Here is a 15,632-nt window from a genome sequence, read left to right on the forward strand (position 1 = left end):
CTTCAAACAATACCTTATTAAACATGAAATGGGGGTAGGACATGGCAAAAGACGCATCCGTTGCACCCAAAGAGCGCGTGAACATCGTGTACAAGACCTCGGTGGGCGACGCAGAAGAAGCGGTGGAGCTGCCCATGAAGCAGCTGGTGCTGGGGCATTTTTCCGAATCGGGCCGGGAAAAACGCATCGAAGACCGGGATTCCATCGCCATCGACAAGGATAATTTCAACGAGGTGCTGGGTGCCCAGAACGTGTCGGTGGACCTGAGCGTTCCCAACAAGCTCTCGGAGGACCCGGACGCGGAGATGAGCGTCAGCCTCGATTTTAAGAACATGAAGGACTTCGGCCCGGAAGCCGTGGCCGAGAAGGTGCCGGAGCTTCAGAAACTCATGAAGCTGCGGGAAGCGCTCCAGGCCCTTAAAGGGCCCTTGAGCAACATTCCGGAGTTTCGCAACACCATCCAGGAACTCATCAGCGATGAGACCCAGCGCGAGAAGCTCCTGAAAGAACTCGGACTCAATGAAGAGTAAGTTTTGCACGCATGTTTAAAGGAGGATCATCATGAGTGAGGTACGGGAATCTGTAGAAACCCCTGAGGCGGAGGCCACCCTGGAGGGAGCGTCCCTTCTGGACGATATCATCGAGTCCACCCATATCAAGCCCGAGGACGATGCCTACGCCCTGACCATGCAGGGGCTCCATGCGCTTATCGCGAAAATTGCCTCCCCCGACGCAGGCATCGAGAAGGTGACCAAATCGGTGGTGGACGACATGATCGCGGAGCTGGATCGCCAGATCAGCCTCCAACTCGATGAGATCATTCATCACGAGGCGTTCCAGAAGGTGGAGTCCCTCTGGCGGTCCCTGAAGTTCCTCGTGGACCGGACGGACTTCCGGGAGAACAACAAGCTTGAGATCCTCAACGTGACCAAAGAAGAGCTCCTCGACGATTTCGAGGACTCGCCGGAGGTGATTAAGTCCGGGCTGTACAAAAGGGTCTACACCGAGGAGTACGGGCAGTTCGGTGGTGAGCCTTACGCCACCATGATCGGCAACTACGAGTTCGGGTCCTCGGCCCGGGACATCAAGCTGCTGGGCTACCTGGGCAGCGTGGCCGCCATGGCCCATGCTCCCTTTATCGGAGCTGTGGCGCCGTCCATGTTCGGTTTGGATTCCTTTGCAGGACTCTCCCAGATCAAGGACCTCCGGTCCCTGTTCGAAGGCCCCCAGTACGCACGGTGGAAGTCTCTGAGGGAGTCCGAGGACGCCCGTTACATCGGACTGGTGATGCCCCGGTTCCTTCTGAGGCTTCCCTACGGCAAGGATACCGAGCCGGTGAAATCCTTCGACTACGAAGAGGATGTCTCCCTGGACAACGAAAGTTATCTCTGGGGAAACGTCGCCTTTGCCTTTGCCACCAAGTTTTCCGAAAGCTTTGCCCGGTACCGGTGGTGCACCAACATCATCGGCCCCAAGGGGGGCGGCGCCGTAGAAGATCTTCCCCTTCACTACTTCGAAGACATGGGGGCCATCCAGAACAAGATTCCCACCGAGGTGCTGCTCTCCGAACGACGGGAGTTCGAGCTGGCAGAAGAGGGCTTTATCGGCCTCTCCATGAGAAAAGGCAGCGACAACGCCGCATTTTTCTCTGCCAACTCCATCCAGAAGGCCAAGAAATTTCCCAACACCGCTGAAGGCAAAGCCTCCGAGACCAATTTCCGCCTGGGGACCCAGCTGCCCTACATGCTGGTGATCAACCGGCTGGCCCATTACCTGAAGGTGATCCAGCGGGAGAACATCGGGGTCTGGAAGGAGCGCGTGGACCTGCAGCGTGAGCTCAACGACTGGATCCGGCAGTACGTGGTGGACATGGACAACCCCCTTCCCGGCGTTCGGAGCAGGCGCCCCTTGCGCAAGGCCGAGATCACCGTTGATGACGTTCCGGGTGAGCCCGGATGGTACAAAGTCGGTTTGAAGGTGTGCCCTCATTTCAAGTACATGGGCGCATCATTTACTTTGTCCCTGGTTGGCAAACTGGACAAAGAATAATCCTTAAACAACGGAGGAAATGCTTATGCCAATGACATCGCACATGGAAGTGACCGGAAATACGCAAGGGAAGATTGACGGCTCTTGCGATATGGAAGGTCGCGAGAACACGATGCTGGTTTATGCCTTTGATCACAAAGTGCATATTCCAAGGGATCCCCAGTCCGGGCTCCCGAGCGGAAAACGTATCCATGGTCCCCTGACCGTGGTCAAGGAGATCGACAAGTCCTCTCCCAAGCTGTATCAGGCCCTTTGCACCGGAGAGCAGTTGTCCAACGTTGTCCTCAAGAAGTTTCGCATCGATCCCACCGGGGCCGAGGAGCATTACTTCTCCATCGTCCTGGAAGACGCCATCATCGTAGAGATGAAGCCCTACATGCCCATGGCCTTCCTTGCGGAGAACGAGCCCTTCCGTCACATGGAGGAACTCAAGTTCACCTACTCCAAGATCAAGTGGACCTGGGAAGTGGACGGGATCGAGTCCGAAGATTCATGGAAGATTCCGGTCTAACGTGAGGGGGCGATGTGAGTGATTTGAGACTTCTTGAACGCCTTCGGCAATGGCAGAACGCTCCCGGAGAGCGTGCGAGGGACCATGTCGGAACACGGGTAAAATCCGTGGTGAAGCATCTCCAGCTTTTGCTTAACTCAAGGGTTGGCACGACGCTCATGGACGGCCAGTTCGGTTTGCCCGACCTGTCGGATTTGAAGGTCACCTATCCCGACTCCGTCCAGGACATGGAAAAGACCATCTCACGAACCATCGAAACCTATGAACCACGGCTTTCCCAGGTGGACGTCAACTTTGTGTTCCAGGATGACCGGACACTTCGCCTTTTTTTTCGGATCGACGCTCGGTTGAATATGGGAGAAGGGGATCAGGATATTATCCTGGAAAGTTCGGTGGATACCTACGGAAAGATGACCGTTCGGACGTGAGGTCTGCCTCCCGGGCCTGTCGACGCCGCGGGTGCGCCAAGGGGCGGGGTGACCGCAATCACCCGGCTCTATGCGGCGCATCCGAACGAAGCGGCGAACACAGTCCCGGGGACAGACTGAACCGAGCCTGCCGCCGATGTCGGTGGCAGGCTCTCCACCAAGAGTAATTACCCTGAAACAGGGGAGGAAATCAAGGGTGAACCATCACATGGTTCCGTTGATAGATGGTTTACGCAACGAGTGAACGCTTGACGACCTGCCTTTCCGGGTACATTTGAAAAACAGGGCAGGCAGGGAGAACGGGAACGTGCCGCAGATTGGCCTTTATCTTGTTTGGTTGGGTATTGGCGGGCGGCATCAGTGAAAAGAGTATTCAAGGGATATTGAGACACGTGAATGGTGAGGATGTGCCTTAGGTTATTTTTATGAGATGAGGAATTTTTTTGTTTAATTACTATTTTCAAAATGAGCTGAGCCACCTGAAGGAGATCGGGACGGCCTTTGCCCGGGAAAACCCGGCCATTGCCCCCATGCTGGGCGAGCCGTCGGCGGATCCTGATGTGGATCGCCTCCTGGAGGGGGTCGCCTTTCTCACCGGGTCCATTCGGCAGAAGATCGACGATGAGTTCCCGGAGATCATCCACAACGTCATCCGTCAGGTATGGCCCCATTACCTTCGACCCATTCCGGCCACCACCATGATGGTCTTTTCACCCGGGGAAGGGACGGATGCGGTGGCCTCGGTTTCCTCCGGTGCGGAGGTGGACTCCGTGGCCGTGGACGGTACCGCCTGCCGTTTTCGCACCTGCACCGATGTGGTGTTGCCTCCGGTGAGCGTGGTTCGGGCGGGGTATGAGGAGACGGCGGACGGCACGGCAGGTATCCGGGTGACCCTTTCCGCCACGGGCCGCGATGACTGGAAAGCCGACAGCCTGCGGTTTTATATCGGCGGAGGGTACGCCGAGGCGTCGGATCTTTACTGCCTGCTGCTCACTGGTTTGCGTCGGGTGGTGGTGGGTGACGGTTCCCTCCCTGATGGCGTTGTCCTTGGGCCCGAGAGCCTGAGGCCAAAGGGCTTTTCCGAGGAGGAGTCCCTGATTCCCTGGCCGTCCACCTCCTTTGACGGGTACCGCCTTCTTCAAGAGTTCTTTGTGCTTCCTGAAAAATTTCTTTTTGTTGAGTTGACGGGGCTCTCGGATTGGAGGGCGCCCAAGGACGACGGAGAGGTGGATATCTGGTTCGAGTTGGAGGCGGCCCCGGAGGTTCCCCTGCGGGTGGACGCCTCCCGGTTTATGCTCTCGGTGGCCCCGGCGGTCAATGTGTTCTCCCACGATGCGGACCCGGTGCTGCTCAGGGCTGAAAAAAACGAATACCGCGTAAGGCCCACAGCCCCGGATCTTTCCCACTACCAAGTGTACTCCCTTGTGGGGGTGTCCGCGTACATGGCGGGCAGTGGCGAGGTGCGTCCCATGAAGCCCTTTCACAGCCTGGCCATCGACGAGACGGACGTGGTGTACAGCGAAATTCTCACCACCTCTCCGGTGAGGCAGGCCATGGACGTGAGCATCTCCATCGCCACCCCCGGGGGCAGGGAGATGCCGGAGTTCAAGTCCCTCTCCTTTGACGTGCTCTGCACCAACGGTTTTCTCCCGGAGCAACTCCTGGCAGGGGACATCAGTGTGGCAACCACCAGGTCGCCCGAAGGGGTTGCGTTTCGCAACCTTCGAAAGCCCACCTCTGCTGTGCTGCCTCCCCTGGGGACCAACGCTCTGTGGCCGCTCATCTCCATGATGAATCTCAACCAGTTCTGCCTGAGCCGCCTTGAGAACTTCAAAGCCATGCTGGGCCTGTTTTTGCTGGACGGCCACGGCGGAAGGCGGGTGTTTGCGGCAAGTGAAAAACGCATCGACGGCATCGTGGGGCTGGAGACCGAGAACACCCGTCGCCTGTTTCGGGGGGTGATGGTCAGCGGGGTTCTGTATCGGGTGGCCATGCGAAGGGATCATTTTGCCGGCATGGGGGACCTGTACCTGTTTTCTACGGTTCTGGACCGGTTTCTGGGGCTCTCTGCGGCCTTGAATACATTCACACAGCTCGTGGTCACCGAAGTCGGGACCGGGGAGGTCTTTACATGGCAGGAACGAATGGGGGAGGAGGCCCTGGGATAAGGGCGGCGCTCCTCTCCCGGGGGCGCTCGTTCTCATTTTTCCAGGCCGTGCGACACTTAAAGAACCTCACCGCCGAAGAGGGGGGCGACCGCATCAACGGGTCAAGGCCCGTGGATGTCTTTCGGGTCAGGCCCAGTCTCTCCCTCTCCTTTGCCGGGCCGGGAATTGAGCGAATTGAAGAGACCTCCGCAGGTCAGTGGCTTCTGACGGCCAATATTTTAGGTCTTTACGGCACCGGATCGCCCCTGCCGGTTTTTTACACCGAAGACCTCCTTGAGGGACGGGAGTGGGACCACGACGCTGCGCGGGATTTTCTGGACATCATCAACCAGCGCCTCTACGAGCTGCTCTACGACGGGTGGGCCAGGTCCCAGGCCATGATGAAGGTGATGGAAGAGGACGATGTCCCTTACGCAGACCGGTTTTTCAGTCTCTCCGGCCTGGGACGCAAAGCCCTGAGGGCCGGGTTGGATACGCCCTGGGGCCTGGTGCGCTACAGCGGGCTCCTTTCCCAGAAGAACAGGTCGGCTTCAGGATTGAAGACCCTCCTCACCGATGCCCTGGGCGGGCTTCCGGTGAAGGTGGTCCAGGCCCTGAAACAGAAGGTGCCCATCGGTGCGGACCAGCAATGTGTACTGGGGCTCTCCGGCAATATCCTGGGGGAGACGAGCTACCTGGGGACGGAGTTTGACGACGGCACGGGCGCCATCCTCATTCGTATCGGACCCATTTCGGAAGCGGCATACCGAGGATTTCTCCCTGGAACGGACGGCTACCGGTTGGTAGTGGACCTCACCCGGTTTTACCTCTCTTCCCCGGTGACCTTTGTCCTGGATGTGGTGATGAAAGACGACGCAAAAAAAGAGACCGCCCGGCCCGGTCATACGCGGTGGGCAAGCCTGGGGCTGGATACCTGGCTGTTTTCAGGGGAGAGCGCCGGGGAGCTTGTCACCCGGTTTTACCCGTAACGATTCAATGGCAACCATGGGAATAGATAATGATCACCGTTGACATGAAGTCCTTGTTGAACCGGCTGAACCCATGCTGCAGGAAGGCCCTTGAGGCTGCTGCGGGCGTGTGTGTGTCCCGAACCCATTACGAGGTGACGGTGGAGCACCTTTTGTGGCAGCTTCTGGACGAGCCTTTGTCCGATATCTCCCGGATTCTGACACAAAGCGGGGTAGGGGTGGATGAATTGCGAAGGAACCTGGATCAAACCCTGGAGGAATTTTCCACGGGAAACGGAGCCAAACCGGTGTTTTCTCCCCGGTTGATGGACTGGTTCCAGGAGGCCCAGCTCATCGGTTCGGTGGAGATGGGCGAGTCCCGGATTCGTTCAGGGGTGCTCCTGCTCGCCTTTTTGAACCGGCCCACGCAGTTTTCCACCGTGGAGATTGGGGATTTGCTGCTTAAGGTCAACCGAGAAGAGCTTGCCAAGGGGTTTGCCTCATTGACCAAAGGCTCGGTGGAGGCTGGGAAGGGCGCGCCTTCCGATGCCGCCGACACCCCCAAGGGCGGTGCCCTGTCCAAGTACTGCGAGGATTTTACCGCCAAGGCCCGGGCCGGAAAGATCGATCCGGTGTTCGGCCGTGATGTGGAGATTCGCCAGGTGGTGGACATCTTTGCCCGAAGGCGGAAAAACAACCCCATCGTGGTGGGGGAGGCCGGTGTGGGCAAGACCGCCATTGTCGAAGGACTGGCCCTGCGCATCGTGGAAGGGGATGTGCCTGATTTTCTGAAAAACGTCACCCTCATGGGCCTTGATATGGGGCTCCTCCAGGCCGGGGCCGGTGTTAAAGGGGAGTTTGAAAATCGCCTCAAGCAGGTGATCGAGGAGGTCAAGGCTTCTGAAACCCCCATCATCCTCTTCATCGACGAGGCCCACACCATGATCGGGGCCGGGGGCTCCGCCGGGGGAAGCGATGCCGCCAACCTGTTGAAACCTGCACTGGCAAGGGGGGAGCTGCGGACCGTGGCCGCCACCACCTGGTCCGAGTACAAGAAATACTTTGAAAAAGACGCGGCCCTGGCCCGGCGGTTTCAGTTGGTGTATCTGGACGAGCCGTCGGAGGAGACCGCCACCCTGATCTTAAGGGGCCTCAAGGCCAACTATGAAAAGAGCCACGGGGTGGTGATCCGGGATGATGCGGTCAAGGCCGCTGCCGAGCTTTCCGCCCGGTACATTTCAGGGCGCTATCTTCCGGACAAGGCCATTGATCTCCTCGACACAAGCGCAGCCCGGGTCAAGGTACTGCTCACGGCAAAGCCGGGGGCCGTGGAGGATATCGAACGAACGCTCCAGGCCGCGCAGCGCGAAAAAGAGGCCCTGGGTCGGGACGGAGTCTACGGGTCTGACCCGGATACCGAACGGCTTGCGGCCGTGGAGATTGAGATCGAAGCCCTGGAGACCCGGCTCACCGAGGTGACGGCCCGCTGGGCCATGGAGCAGGCCCTGGCCGCGGAGCTCATCGACCTGAGGACGCAATACTGGGAGAGGGTAACGGCACTGGATGCGCAAGTGGCCCAGGGAACACCGGTACTCGAAACGGAAGTGCTTGAGACAGAAGGGGCTGAGCCGGAAGGGACTGTCACAGACCAGACCGATGCAGCCATGGACGCCTCGCCTTTACCCGTCGAGCCAGCCCAGGGAGAAACTTCAGGCGATGAGCCCGAGGTCGCCCTGTCCGTGGAGGCGCTGCAGGCGCTCTTGGACACGAAGGCATCTGAGCTTGCCGCCATCCAGGGCACCGATCCCCTGGTGCGCACCGAGGTGGATCCCGGCATCGTCTCCGAGGTCGTCTCGGACTGGACCGGTATTCCCGCGGGCAAGGTGATGCACGACGAGGCCAGGACCATCATTCACATGGAAGAGGACTTAAAGGCCCGCATCAAGGGCCAGGATGAGGCCATCAAGGCCATCTCCCGGGTAATCAAGGCCTCCAAGGCCGGTCTGGGAGACCCGGAGCAGCCCCTGGGCGTGTTTCTCCTCACCGGGCCCAGTGGCGTGGGCAAAACCGAGACGGGCCTGGCCGTGGCCGACCTTCTGTTTGGGGGCGAGCGCTCCACCATCTCCGTCAACATGAGCGAGTTCCAGGAAAAACACACGGTGAGCCGTCTCATCGGCTCGCCTCCGGGCTACGTGGGCTACGGAGAGGGGGGAATTCTCACCGAAGCTGTCCGCCAGAGACCCTATTCCGTGGTGCTTTTAGACGAAGCGGAAAAAGCCAATGACGAGGTGATGAACCTCTTCTACCAGGTCTTTGACAAAGGGGCTCTCTCCGACGGCGAGGGGCGCCTCATCAACTTCAGCAACACCGTGATTTTCCTCACCAGCAACCTGGCTTCAGAGCTCATCTCCGGCGCCGCAGAGTCCGGGGCTCTTCCTGAGGCCGAGGAGCTGATCACCGCCATTCGGCCGACCCTGAGCCAGCATTTCAAACCGGCCCTTCTGGCCCGCATGAGCATCGTCCCGTTCTTGCCCCTGCCCGCGGATGTGATGCAGGAGGTGGTGGGCATCAAGCTCAACAAGGTCGCGGACCGCCTGCGGGAGACCCACGACATCGCCCTGACCGTGGCGCCCTCTGTCATCGACCAGATCGCGGCCCGGTGCGTGGAGGTGGAGACCGGTGCCCGCAATATCGACCACATCATGAACGGCACGGTGCTGCCCCTGATTTCCCGGGAACTCCTGGAGCGTATGAGCGAAGGAGAGCTGCCCGCAGAGATGATCCTGGACACGGACGCGGATGGCACTTTTGTGTGTCTGCCTTCTTTGGTTAAAGCGGATGGAAAAAGGAAGTCTCCGGCGGCCAGGGGTTGAGTCCCTGGACCCCAGGTTGCGGATGCTTTCCCCTCGTTCCTCGGGGAAAAACATCCGTGAAGAGGTTCATAAAATCACCCCAAACCTGTTTGTCAAATGTTCTTGTCGCGCCGTAGCCCTTGGGCGAAGGCGGATCAAAAGGTTGGCCCCCGGCAGGGCCGCCGGAGGCATTCACCATGCACGGGAGGAAAACGATGATCTCACCGGTAGAGATATTCGAAACCATGCGGCAGTTCGACTGCACACTGAACGGGACGAAGCTGGACGTGTACACGCTCTCTGCGGCTGAGGCCGTTTCCGATCATTTCTCGGTGCAGGCCACGGTGGTCTCGGAAAAACGTCGGCTCAGCTCTGATTTTACAGGGCATGAGGGGCTTGTTACCCTCATCGGTCGAAAGCAGGAGCGGTATGTCCACGGGGTGGTCAGCCGTTTTGAAGAGCTGGAGAAAAGGGGGCGCTTCTATCTCTACGGGGTAACCCTTGTTCCCCGGGCCTGGGAGCAGACCCTTATCTCGGATATCCGGATTTTTCAGGAAAAAACCGTGCCCGAGATTGTTGCGGAGGTCCTCCAGACAGGCGGCATGCAGGCCAACACCTTTGAGTTCAGGACCCACCGCACCTATTCTCCCAGGGAGTACTGCGTTCAGTACCGGGAGACCAACTGGGATTTTGTGGCAAGGCTCCTGGCCGAGGAGGGGATTTTCTTTTACTACGAATTCACCGAGGCCGACCATGTGCTGGTGTTCGGAGATACCCCGGCGTGCCACAAGCCCATCGCCGGAAAGGCCGAGGTGCTCTTTACCCCGCCGGGACAGCTGGTGGACCAGATGGAGTACGTCAACGAGTTTCTTGTGGCCGAAAACGTGGTTTCGGGAAAACACGTGCTCAAGGATTATGCGTTTAAGACCCCCTCTTACAGGCCGTCTGCGGAGAAACCGGCAGAGAGCTATGAGAATCTGGAACTCTACGATTACCCCGGTCTTCTTACCGACGAAGCCACAGGGACCCGCCTGGCCGCCGTGGGCCTTGAAAGGGCGCGGCTGAACAAAAACGAATACACGGGCAAGAGCCTTTGCAGAGGCTTTGCCGTGGGCCACCTCTTTTCCCTGGCTCATTACCCCTACGATGAGAGCAACCGGGAGTACCTTCTCACCCGCATCACCCATCGTGGCACCCAGCCCCAGTCCCTTCAGGAGCTGGCCCCCAACGGCAAGGGCAACACCTACGCCAATACCTTTTCCTGCATCCCCTCCGAGATCCCCTTTCGACCGGCCCCCATCACCAAGCCCACGGTGAGCGGGGTCCAGACCGCCGTGGTCACCGGCCCCGAAGGCAAGGAGATCTATACCGACTCCTACGGTCGCATCAAGGTGCAGTACCACTGGGATCGCCTTGGCAACCGGGACGCCCGGAGCAGCTGCTGGATGCGCGTGGCCCAGTCCCTGAGCGGCCCGGGTTGGGGAGCGGTGTTCATCCCCCGCATCGGCCAGGAGGTCATCGTCAGCTTCATCGATGGCGACCCGGACCGTCCCATCGTCACCGGTGCCGTCTACAACGGGGCCAACATGCCCCCGTATCCCCTCCCTGCCGAGAAGACCAAAAGCACCATCAAGACCCGCTCCACCCCCAACGGTGACGGGTTCAACGAGCTGCGGTTTGAGGACTTAAAGGGCGAGGAGGAGATCTACATCCACGGCGAAAAAGACTGGAACATCGAGATCAAAAACGACAAAGGCCAGCACATCGGCCACGATGAGACCCTTGCCGTAGACAACGACCGCCGCAAAACCGTGGGCAACGACCAGCAGGAATCCATCGGCAACAACAAGGACATCAGCGTTGCCAAGAACCACACGGAATCCGTGGGGGAGAACATGGCGGTGTCCGTGGGCAAGAACCTGGATGAGAGCACGGTGGAGAACAAAACCGTATCCGTCGGGAAAAACAGCCAGGAAAGCGTGGGAGAAAACGAAACGGTTAACATTGGAGCAGACAGGACCCTGAGCATAGGGAGCAACGGCGTTACGGACGTCGGGAAGAATATGACGGAAACCATCGGACAGAAATTGACCCTTGATGTGGGGGACAAAACCGGTGTGAGTGTCGGCGCGGATCTCTCCGTGATGGTGGGGAAAAAGACCGTGTTGACCACGGAAGACCAGATCACCTTTGTCTGCGGAAGTTCGAGTATCACCATGAAAAAAGACGGCACCGTATTGATCAGCGGCGGGGATATCAAGATCAATGCAAGCGGAAAACTGGTGACCAAAGGCCAGAACATCACCGGGAATTAATGCATGACAACGGATTTAAACCTTAGCCTGTATGCGGAGCATCTCGAGGAGTCGTCCATGCTCTATGAGCAGTGGCATCGCCTTGTGTCTCGCCAGTGGGGGGCCTGGAGACGCGTTGTTGCGTTTGAGCGGCGCTTGGAGGCGCATCTGGATGCTTTGGTTATCGGAGGGGAGAGTGCCCTGGCGTTATGTCGTGAGAAGGCCCGGCAAGGCGATGCAGGGGAATGTTACGCTGCTTCAAGGGTTTTGGTTCGGCATGGGCTTCACGGAGATGTCTGTGAACTGGTCGGTGATGTGGACGAATCGGACCTATCCCGTCTTCAAGCCATTTCCGACGCCTTGTGCGTTGATCTTGGAAAAAGCGACGAAGAGGATTGTCTCGAGCGGCTGTTGAAAAGTGGTCCCGTTAACGCTTCCCGAGCACGGGTTGCATCGCGACTTGCGGGTTATCGCAGGTGCGAGGGGTGGGCAGGCGAACTTTGCGGATTGCTGGGCAGCGAAAGCCTTGATGAGGAAACCAAGGCAATTATTCTCAAGGAGTTTGTGCCCCTTAAGCCCCCACGGCATCTTTTGAACGCGGACTGCTTTGGACAGGGTGGAGAAGGGGCATACCGATTCCCTGTGTCCCTTATCCGAGCTCGTTCCGGGCAGGAAGTTGATGAAGCGATGCTGTCTGGAGTGCCCATGTGTTGTGGGCTTTGCGGGGACAAGCAGGCCCTGGACCTGCTGAAGACAATGCCGGTTGACCAAGATGTTCTTTTTGCCATGGGCCTGTTGGGTGATGTCACAGCGATTCCACTTCTGATCCGAGCCCTTGAGCATGAAGACCATGCCGAGGCGGCATCCCTTTCTCTTTATCTTGTGACAGGGGCCCCGTTGTACGAAACGGTCTTTGTCCCGGAAGCCGTTGATGAAGATCTTCTGTTTGACGATGAAAAAGAGAAACTTGCACGGGGGGAGGTGCTCTGGCCTCCCGGCAAAGAGCCGGGGGAGACGGTGACGAGGCTGTCCAGGCAGGCCACAGATTGGCGTTCCTGGGTGCAGGAACACGGGGAGCGGTTTGATTCGTCCAGACGGTATCGAAACGGCAGGCTGTTCTCCCCTGAATGCCTGATCGAAAACCTTGGCTCTGAGTCGGTTCCTGCAAGGGTTCGCGAGGCAGCCTATGAAGAGCTCGCTATTCGTTACGCGGTGGACTTTTCCTTTGATCTCCGCATGCCTGTCGAAGCCCAGTTGAATGCACTGGAAAAATACGAAGCGTGGAACCAGGCAGTCACCGACAGGTTCGAACCGGGTGAATGGTATGCCGGGGGAAACATCATGGAACCATGCCATGCGCGATAAAGAGGGCTGTCATGACTAAGACATCCGGGCAGAACAAGAACATAGCGGACGAGGGGACCCTTGCTCTGCTCCATCCCAGGACGGGGCGGATTGAATCCTCGAAAAACCCGGGTGAGATTCTTGTAACCTATGACGGGGAGGGGCCGTATCCGGCGAGGTTGCTTTCAGGGATCAGTCGCTTGGAGCTTTCGTCGGACTCCTTCGTGGGGCGAGAAGTGCTTCTGGTGTTTGACGGTGGCAGGGCAGACAAGCCCATTGTGGTCGGCGTCCTTGAAAACGTCTTGGAAACCCTTGTCTGCCTGGATGGGGAGGCGGATAGCCGGCCCTCCTCCATGGAAGATCGCTCCTGCAATGGGCGTAAGGTGGTCGAAGCCGACAAGGAGATGGTGCTGAGATGCGGAGAGGGCAGCATTTCCATAAAAAAAGAGGGCCGCATCGTGATTCGCGGCAGGGAGATTGTTTCCAGGGCCTCGGGTACCAATAAAATCAAAGGTGGCAGTGTTGAGTTGAACTAAAGGTTCAGGAGTAACGATTCAGCTTGCCTTCTATGGTTAAAGTGCAAGGAAAAGCCTGCCTCCGGCGGCGAGGGTGGCGAATCCACATTATCGAAAACACCTCGAAAGCTGACTGCCGTTGCAATGTGTCCCTCGTTCCTCGGGCCACATTGCAACGGCCTTTCGGCTCGGGCTTCGACCGAAACATATGCTGGTGTTTTTTACGAGCGATGCGACAAGCCTTCAAGGGCTAAGATTCGTTATCGTAACTCCTTGACTATTTAGCTTAAACCGGACTGTCTCCAAAGGTGTTGGGAAATTTTAAAACCTGTTTGTCAAGCTTTTCAAAAGCTTGGCCCCCGGCGGGGCCGCCGGAGGCAATGTTGAACACTCCGTTTTGAGACCTGACGTTGACCATAAAAGGCTTGTTTTTCCATGCATCTCTTACACAACAAAACGCCCTATGCTGCAGAAACCTTTGTCCTTCGTGATCAGCACGGAACCCGCCAGGCGGTTGCCATCATCAAGGGGACTTTTCTGTATGACGAACAGGGCTTTGTGCAGGATGCTCCCGACCAGCTTCCCTTGTGCTATGCCGATGAGTATTACGGAAAACCGGGGCTCAGCAGCCTTCGGTACGCCTCAGATCTTGTCCCGGAAAAAAAAGGTACGGATATTGTGCTGAACGGGCATGCCTATGCACCCGGGAAAAAAGCGGTCCGCAAGCTTGATACCGCTTTGATGGTTGGACCGCATCAAAAACGTGTGCGCGTGTACGGAGATCGTGCCTGGCGATATCGGCTCGGAGTCGTCACCAAAACCTCCCCTTTGCCTTTCATTAAAATGCCCCTTGTCTATGAGAGAGCCTTCGGTGGTGCCGACACGTCGCACAAGAAGACAAAAAAGCAGGGGCATTGCCTGGAAAATCCCGTTGGGACGGGGTTTCGAATGGCAAGGACAAAAAAAACACTGGACGGTCATCCGTTGCCGAACCTTGAGTGGGCGAATCGTTCGATACAGGCATGGAAAGACAAACCGTCCCCTGCAGGATACGGGTTTGTGTCACCCCACTGGGAGCCCAGGGGATCCCGGTGCGGAACCTATGACGATGAATGGGAACGGCGGCGTATGCCCCTTTTGCCTGAGGACTTTGACCCCGGGTTTTACAACACAGGCTCCTCCGATCTCGCACTTGACGAGTGGATCGCCGGGGATGAGGTCGTGACCCTTGTTAATCTTCACCCGGATAACGAAAAAATTCAGTTTAACCTTCCTGGAATCAATCTCACATCGGCATTTATCCTCCGTGACCAGACATACAAACCCGATGTGCGGCTCGATACCCTTTTGATCGAGCCGGACGCAAACAGGTTTTCCATTGTATGGCGATCTGTTTATCCCAAGCCGGATCGCCTTGACGAGTTGAAACAGGTGACAGTCAGCCATGACGGATAGCAGCTCCAATTCCATAGCCATTACGGGGCTTGGCATGGTCACCTCGGTGGGCCATGACGTCAAGACCGCCTGCGCGTCCATCCGAGCGGGCCTGAAACGCCCTGTAAAACTTCAGAATTTTTATGCTGATTCACCCGGAGGTTATGACGACTGGGAAGACGGACTGGTGACGGGGCACCCGGTCTTTGATGGGGATGTGGATGAGACCGAAGGCCGAATTTGCAGGCTGCTGGGTGATGCATTGGAAGATATCGCGGATAACACAGGGCTTTTCGAATCAGATGCCGTTCCTTTGTTCCTCGCCCTTCCCGGAAAAGAGAGGGATCTGTTCCCCGACGAGACCATGGACGATTTTTTCGCGAGAAACAAAGAACGCTTTCCCTATGTGGGAGAGGTTACTTTATTCCCATTTGGCAACGCCGCGGGCCTGATGGCGTTGGAGCGTGCAGCAGAAATAATTGAGACTGGCCAGTGTGAACAGGCCCTTGTGGCCGGAGCAGATTCTCTTCTTGGTTTTCCCAACCTGTCCAGGTTGAACCGGATGAAGCGGCTGAAGACCGAGGTCAATTCGGATGGATTGATCCCTGGAGAGGCCTCAGCGGTCGTACTTCTGGAAGGGCTTAGCCGGGCCGAGAATCGACAGGCGGCGATCCAGGGGATTTTAGACGGTGTGGGCGTCGGGTTTGAGTCAGACCATTGCCTTGAAGGGAGACACGCTGGTTCTGGACTGTCAGATACCGTTTTCACTCTGTTGCCGCAGGATGATGACGGGCCCGTGGATGTCAGGGCGATCATTACCGATTTGAACGGAGAACCTTACCGTTTTGATGAAATGTCCATGATGCATGCACGGGTTTTCAGCCGGATGGCCGGGGAGAAAGAGATCCTCTGCCCCGCTCGGAATATCGGAGACACAGGAGCCGCTTCAGCCCTGGTTTCCATGTGCCTTGCTTCACGCACCATGGCCCGGGGCGGGTTTGGCAACACCGATTGCCGGTGTCTGGTTCTCTCTTCATCGGATTCCGGTGAGAGGGGGGCTCTTTTCATGACATTCAACATGGGGGATTGA

Annotated in this window: 12 protein-coding genes; all 12 read left to right on the plus strand. The window is 57.8% G+C overall.

Annotation, left to right across the window (positions count from 1 at the left end; all coding sequences use genetic code 11):
- The first annotated feature begins 41 nt into the window (after nt 1-41).
- Nucleotides 42-530, plus strand: a complete 489-nt coding sequence (tssB, locus tag MSL71_RS12770) for a type VI secretion system contractile sheath small subunit (RefSeq protein ID WP_180140892.1) — start codon at nt 42-44, stop codon at nt 528-530.
- A gap of 31 nt (nt 531-561) precedes the next feature.
- A complete protein-coding gene (gene tssC, locus MSL71_RS12775; RefSeq protein ID WP_180140893.1) occupies nt 562-2,049 on the plus strand; it encodes a type VI secretion system contractile sheath large subunit in 1,488 nt (495 codons plus the stop codon).
- A 25-nt stretch (nt 2,050-2,074) separates the two neighbouring features.
- Nucleotides 2,075-2,560 carry an Hcp family type VI secretion system effector gene (locus MSL71_RS12780; RefSeq protein WP_180140894.1) on the plus strand — a complete coding sequence of 162 codons (486 nt, stop codon included), beginning with the start codon at nt 2,075-2,077 and terminating at the stop codon, nt 2,558-2,560.
- A gap of 14 nt (nt 2,561-2,574) precedes the next feature.
- Nucleotides 2,575-2,988, plus strand: a complete 414-nt coding sequence (gene tssE / locus MSL71_RS12785) for a type VI secretion system baseplate subunit TssE (RefSeq protein WP_180140896.1) — start codon at nt 2,575-2,577, stop codon at nt 2,986-2,988.
- 443 nt (nt 2,989-3,431) lie between these two features.
- Entirely contained in the window at nt 3,432-5,156 is a 1,725-nt protein-coding gene (gene tssF, locus MSL71_RS12790) for a type VI secretion system baseplate subunit TssF (protein WP_180140898.1), read from the plus strand.
- Nucleotides 5,120-6,124, plus strand: coding sequence for a type VI secretion system baseplate subunit TssG (gene tssG / locus MSL71_RS12795; RefSeq protein WP_180140899.1), 1,005 nt, complete (start codon nt 5,120-5,122; stop codon nt 6,122-6,124). Before tssF ends, tssG begins: the two co-directional genes overlap by 37 nt.
- 29 nt (nt 6,125-6,153) lie before the next feature.
- Nucleotides 6,154-8,976: a type VI secretion system ATPase TssH gene (gene tssH, locus MSL71_RS12800; protein ID WP_180140900.1), complete on the plus strand. Its 2,823-nt coding sequence runs from the start codon at nt 6,154-6,156 to the stop codon at nt 8,974-8,976.
- Nucleotides 8,977-9,170: 194 nt separating this feature from the next.
- A complete protein-coding gene (locus tag MSL71_RS12805; protein ID WP_180140901.1) occupies nt 9,171-11,270 on the plus strand; it encodes a type VI secretion system Vgr family protein in 2,100 nt (699 codons plus the stop codon).
- 684 nt (nt 11,271-11,954) lie between these two features.
- Nucleotides 11,955-12,614, plus strand: a complete 660-nt coding sequence (locus MSL71_RS12810) for a hypothetical protein (RefSeq protein ID WP_180140902.1) — start codon at nt 11,955-11,957, stop codon at nt 12,612-12,614.
- 11 nt (nt 12,615-12,625) lie between these two features.
- Nucleotides 12,626-13,129, plus strand: coding sequence for a DUF6484 domain-containing protein (locus tag MSL71_RS12815; RefSeq protein ID WP_180140903.1), 504 nt, complete (start codon nt 12,626-12,628; stop codon nt 13,127-13,129).
- Nucleotides 13,130-13,543: 414 nt separating this feature from the next.
- A complete protein-coding gene (locus MSL71_RS12820; protein WP_180140904.1) occupies nt 13,544-14,563 on the plus strand; it encodes a DUF2169 family type VI secretion system accessory protein in 1,020 nt (339 codons plus the stop codon).
- A complete protein-coding gene (locus tag MSL71_RS12825; RefSeq protein ID WP_180140906.1) occupies nt 14,553-15,632 on the plus strand; it encodes a beta-ketoacyl synthase N-terminal-like domain-containing protein in 1,080 nt (359 codons plus the stop codon). Before MSL71_RS12820 ends, MSL71_RS12825 begins: the two co-directional genes overlap by 11 nt.

Origin of the sequence: Desulfoluna butyratoxydans, assembly GCF_900699765.1 — a bacterium.
GTDB classification, from domain to species: Bacteria; Desulfobacterota; Desulfobacteria; order Desulfobacterales; family Desulfolunaceae; genus Desulfoluna; species Desulfoluna butyratoxydans.

Excerpts from the sequence above, each read along its gene's own strand:
- MSL71_RS12820 (WP_180140904.1), top strand. The coding sequence starts at position 13,544 with ATGCATCTCTTACACAACAAAACGCCCTATGCTGCAGAAACCTTTGTC.
- MSL71_RS12825 (WP_180140906.1), top strand. The coding sequence starts at position 14,553 with ATGACGGATAGCAGCTCCAATTCCATAGCCATTACGGGGCTTGGCATG.
- MSL71_RS12810 (WP_180140902.1), top strand. The coding sequence starts at position 11,955 with ATGTGTTGTGGGCTTTGCGGGGACAAGCAGGCCCTGGACCTGCTGAAG.
- tssC (WP_180140893.1), top strand. The coding sequence starts at position 562 with ATGAGTGAGGTACGGGAATCTGTAGAAACCCCTGAGGCGGAGGCCACC.
- MSL71_RS12780 (WP_180140894.1), top strand. The coding sequence starts at position 2,075 with ATGCCAATGACATCGCACATGGAAGTGACCGGAAATACGCAAGGGAAG.
- MSL71_RS12815 (WP_180140903.1), top strand. The coding sequence starts at position 12,626 with ATGACTAAGACATCCGGGCAGAACAAGAACATAGCGGACGAGGGGACC.
- MSL71_RS12805 (WP_180140901.1), top strand. The coding sequence starts at position 9,171 with ATGATCTCACCGGTAGAGATATTCGAAACCATGCGGCAGTTCGACTGC.
- tssG (WP_180140899.1), top strand. The coding sequence starts at position 5,120 with ATGGCAGGAACGAATGGGGGAGGAGGCCCTGGGATAAGGGCGGCGCTC.
- tssB (WP_180140892.1), top strand. The coding sequence starts at position 42 with ATGGCAAAAGACGCATCCGTTGCACCCAAAGAGCGCGTGAACATCGTG.
- tssH (WP_180140900.1), top strand. The coding sequence starts at position 6,154 with ATGATCACCGTTGACATGAAGTCCTTGTTGAACCGGCTGAACCCATGC.